The sequence below is a fragment of the Roseiarcus sp. genome (assembly GCF_052145395.1).
Lineage (GTDB): Bacteria > Pseudomonadota > Alphaproteobacteria > Rhizobiales > Beijerinckiaceae > Roseiarcus.
In genome coordinates this window covers 1-3,554 of sequence record NZ_JBKQOT010000616.1, presented here as the reverse complement: position 1 = coordinate 3,554, position 3,554 = coordinate 1, and the positions used below count along the sequence as shown (strand labels likewise).

Here is a 3,554-nt window from a genome sequence, read left to right as displayed (position 1 = left end):
ATCATCGGGCGCAACGTTCGCCTCTACCAGGCGGTGACGCTCGGAGCCAAACGCTTCGAGGTCGATGCTTCGGGCGCTCTGGTCAAGAATGCCCCGCGCCATCCGATCGTCGAGGACGACGTCGTCGTCTATGCGGGCGCGACCATCCTCGGCCGGGTCACGATCGGCAAGGGCTCGTCGATCGGCGGCAATATCTGGCTGACGAACAGCGTGCCGCCCGGCAGCAGCATCACTCAGGCCAAGGTGCGCAACGAATCGTTCGACGACGGCGCGGGGATCTGATCATGGCCTGGCGAACCGCCCTTCGGATCTTGTGGCGCGCCGCCCGAGGCGGACTCGCTCATCTCAACCGCATTCTCGCCGAAGGCGATGACCCGAATGACATGGTGTTCCAGGCGCGGCCTACGAACCTCACGCAATCGCAGGATCGCGAATGGTTGTCGAGGCCCGAAACTCGCGAACCCGCGCTGACTGAAGCAGGCCGGCTAGGGGCCGACCGCTCGACAGCGGCGCGAAGACGTCAACGTCGAGAGCGACCTCCGCGGCCGGCGTCGAAGGAACGGTTGCGAACCCAGAATAAAGCGCCATGCCGGCGGCCATGGCGAGGACGAAGAGCGCGGCGCGTCTGACGAGACAGCCGATGTCGGCGATCGCCGGGCCCGGATGAATGTCGATGCCCGTCTGGGAATGCGCGACCTCCGCGACGATGCGGGCGAGCATCGTCACGCCGAGATCATAGAGCGCGTGCGCCAGCCGGTGACGGATGACGGCGGCGAAGCCCGGAAAGCAGAAGACGATTTCGTCGATGCTCTTGGCGGAAGGATCGCCCTCGAACGCGGCGCGCACGTCCGTGTCGAGCACCGCGCGGACGGATGGAAGCTCGGCGGCGAAATCCCTGACGATGTCGGGGGCGCGACGCGGCGAATCTATACGGCTGTCGCCTTTCCATTCTTTGGCCAGCGCCAGTTCGAGCTCGATTTGCCGCTGCAAGGCGTGCAAGGCCCCCTCGAGCGTTCGAAAGGCGGGCGAGGCCGCAGACGCCGTGCCCGCTGGTGCAGCCGTTGGAGAGCCGCGTGCCGAAGCCGACCAGCAGTCCCCCGGCGATCAGGGTCGCGGCATTGGCTTCGATTGAGGGCGCCGCCGGCGCGAAGAGAAAGCTCGCGACGAGTGGCGCGGCGATGAGGCCCGCGAGCGCCGACGCGCGCCACTGCCAGTCGCCCGCGCGCGGCGGAATGAGCCCGCCGAGCAATCCCGAGGCTCCGAGGATCCGTCCGTTTTCTAGCTACTTTCCGGCGCAAAATGGAAGGCCCGGATCGTAGCGGTTTCGTAGCTGGGCGGGAATAGAAGCTGCAAGTTCGGACGGTTTTGTGCCGGACGCGGTTTCGCTCGGGTCGACGATCAGCCTGCGAGATTTTTTGTGATGAATGGCGGTTGACAGATGGCGACGAATCGGTCTCATCTATAAGAATGAGACAAGAGCGACTGATCGCGTCGCGCGAGAAGCTGCTGGAACGATTGCCGGTAACCTGTGAGATCCTGCGCGGATCGCTGCTGGAGAGGACCATCCGCAACCACGCTCGCGGCTGCGCCAAATGCGCCAGCGGCGAGGGTCACCCCTTGTCGGTGCTGACGGTGAGCTATCCGGGCGGGCGCACGCGGCAGTTCAGCCTGCGCGGCGAGATGGTTCAGATGGTGCGCCGCTGGCTGGCGAACTATCAGGAGCTCAAGCAAGCCATCGAGGCGATTTGCGAGCTCAATCACGAACTGCTGCGTCCGGATGAGGCGGCAGCGAGAACGCGGACAAAGCGCCGTGATTGAGATGCGGCGAGCTCAGCTGAGCTTCGGCGACGGATTGATCGCCGGGGAAGTGAAGGATCTGCGCGAGAGCTGGATGAACCACGCCGACCGACTGCTGGATGACGAAACCATCGTTGCGACGGTTTACGAAGCGCTTGGGCGGCGCCACCCCAAGAGCCGCAGTCGCGGTCGCCGAGGCTCGCCGGCCGAGATGGTCCTGCGTCTCTTGATCCTCAAGCATGTCCGCAACTGGAGTTACGAGGTTCTCGAGCGCGAGGTGCGCGCCAACCTGGTCTACCGCGACTTCACGCGGGTCGGCGGCGGCAAGATGCCGGACGCCAAGACGATGGGTCGCTGGGGATTGGTGGTCGGGCCGGAGGTGATCAAGCGGGTTCACGAGCAGCTTGTGGCCATAGCACAGGCTGAGGGCATTGCGGCCGGGCGGCGAATGCGTGTCGACACGACGGTCGTGGAGACCAACATCCATTATCCGACCGACTCGAGCCTGCTCGGCGACGGCGTGCGCGTGCTGACGCGGGTGATGAAGAAGATCACTGCGATCGCCGGCGAAGCCGGCGCGACACTCCGCGACCGCAGCCGGAGCGTGAAACTGCGTGTGCTCGAAATTGCGCGAGCGGCGCGCGCCAAGGGGCCGCAGAGCCAGGAGCGGCTCAAGCAGGGCTACGGCAGACTGCTCGACTCGACCAGCCGGGTGGTCGGCCAAGCGAAACGGTTCGCTCGGGAGATCGCCGATGGCGTCAAATGGGCGGGCGACGTCGTGGCGCAACTCGCTTTGGAGGGCCTGCGTCAGCAACTCGATGCGATGGCGCCGCGGGTCAAGCAGGTGATGAAGCAAGCCCGGGCGCGCATCTTTGGCGGCGACACCCGCGCCGAAGGCAAGCTTCTCAGCCTGTTCGAGCCGTCGACGGAGGTCATCCGCAAGGGCAAGGCGGGCAAGCCCAACGAGTTCGGCAAGATGGTCAAGCTGCAGGAGGCCGAGAACCAGATTGTCACCGACTACGAAGTCTATGATCGGCGGCCCAACGATGCCGACCTGCTGATCCCGGCAATCGAGAGCCATCAGGCCCGGCTTGGACGGGCGCCGTACTTGGTGGCGGCGGATGCGGCCTTTTACTCCGGCAAGAACGAGGCTGCCGCGAAGGCCAAAGGCGTCAAGCGGGTTTGCGTTCCCAATCGCTCCACCAAGAGCCCCGAGCGCAAACGCGAACAGAAAAAGCGCTGGTTCCGCAACGGGCAGAAGTGGCGGACCGGATCCGAGGGGCGCATCAGCGTGGTCAAGCGCCGACACGGCCTCGACCGATGCCGATACAAGGGCGACAACGGCATGCGGCGTTGGGTGGGCTGGGGCGTGATCGGCGACAATCTCCTCACCATCGGCAATGCCATGGCAAAAAAATCCGCCCCGTAGCCGATAGTCCAATCTTCCCGCCCAGCCCGCCGGCCGTCCCGGCGCGCTTTGCTTTGCAAATCATCAGGACGCTATCTTCACAAAATCACGAATTTTGCGCCGGAAAGTAGCTAGGCGCGCTCGTTGCGGTGACATCGTTATCGATCGAGTCGGCACCACGCCACGTTTTCATCGAAAACACCAACAAAGGCAATGTGACAAGTACAAGTCCAAGCAAGAACAGGGGCCCCTCGATGATGCGCAGATCCGAAATCCATCGGGAAAGAAGCATTGAAATGGCAGAGGAAACAACCGGAATAGCTAGGAAAAACATTGTGACGAAGCCGTT

5 protein-coding genes and 1 pseudogene are annotated in these 3,554 nt (G+C 64.1%); 3 read left to right on the top strand and 3 right to left on the bottom strand.

The features are described from left to right. A partial coding sequence (locus ACLP25_RS21190) for a serine O-acetyltransferase (RefSeq protein ID WP_442471123.1) occupies window positions 1-282 on the top strand: 282 nt, incomplete at its 5' end. A gap of 129 nt (window positions 283-411) precedes the next feature. On the opposite strand, the gene ACLP25_RS21185 is transcribed toward ACLP25_RS21190, so the two are convergent. Beyond that, window positions 412-999 carry a serine O-acetyltransferase gene (locus tag ACLP25_RS21185; protein WP_442471125.1) on the bottom strand — a complete coding sequence of 196 codons (588 nt, stop codon included), beginning with the start codon at window positions 997-999 and terminating at the stop codon, window positions 412-414. A gap of 28 nt (window positions 1,000-1,027) precedes the next feature. Further along, window positions 1,028-1,249 (bottom strand): annotated as a pseudogene (locus tag ACLP25_RS21180) (YeeE/YedE family protein); the annotation flags it as partial. Between the two features lie 182 nt (window positions 1,250-1,431). Between ACLP25_RS21180 and ACLP25_RS21175 the strand changes: the two are divergent. After that, on the top strand, window positions 1,432-1,818 hold the full coding sequence (locus ACLP25_RS21175; RefSeq protein ID WP_442471122.1) for a DUF6788 family protein: 387 nt from the start codon (window positions 1,432-1,434) through the stop codon (window positions 1,816-1,818). Window position 1,819: 1 nt separating this feature from the next. Beyond that, complete coding sequence (locus ACLP25_RS21170; RefSeq protein ID WP_442471124.1) at window positions 1,820-3,226, top strand: ISNCY family transposase; 1,407 nt, start codon at window positions 1,820-1,822, stop codon at window positions 3,224-3,226. Between the two features lie 85 nt (window positions 3,227-3,311). On the opposite strand, the gene ACLP25_RS21165 is transcribed toward ACLP25_RS21170, so the two are convergent. After that, window positions 3,312-3,554, bottom strand: a 243-nt coding sequence (locus ACLP25_RS21165) for a hypothetical protein (protein WP_442471121.1), incomplete at its 5' end; no start/stop codon positions are given.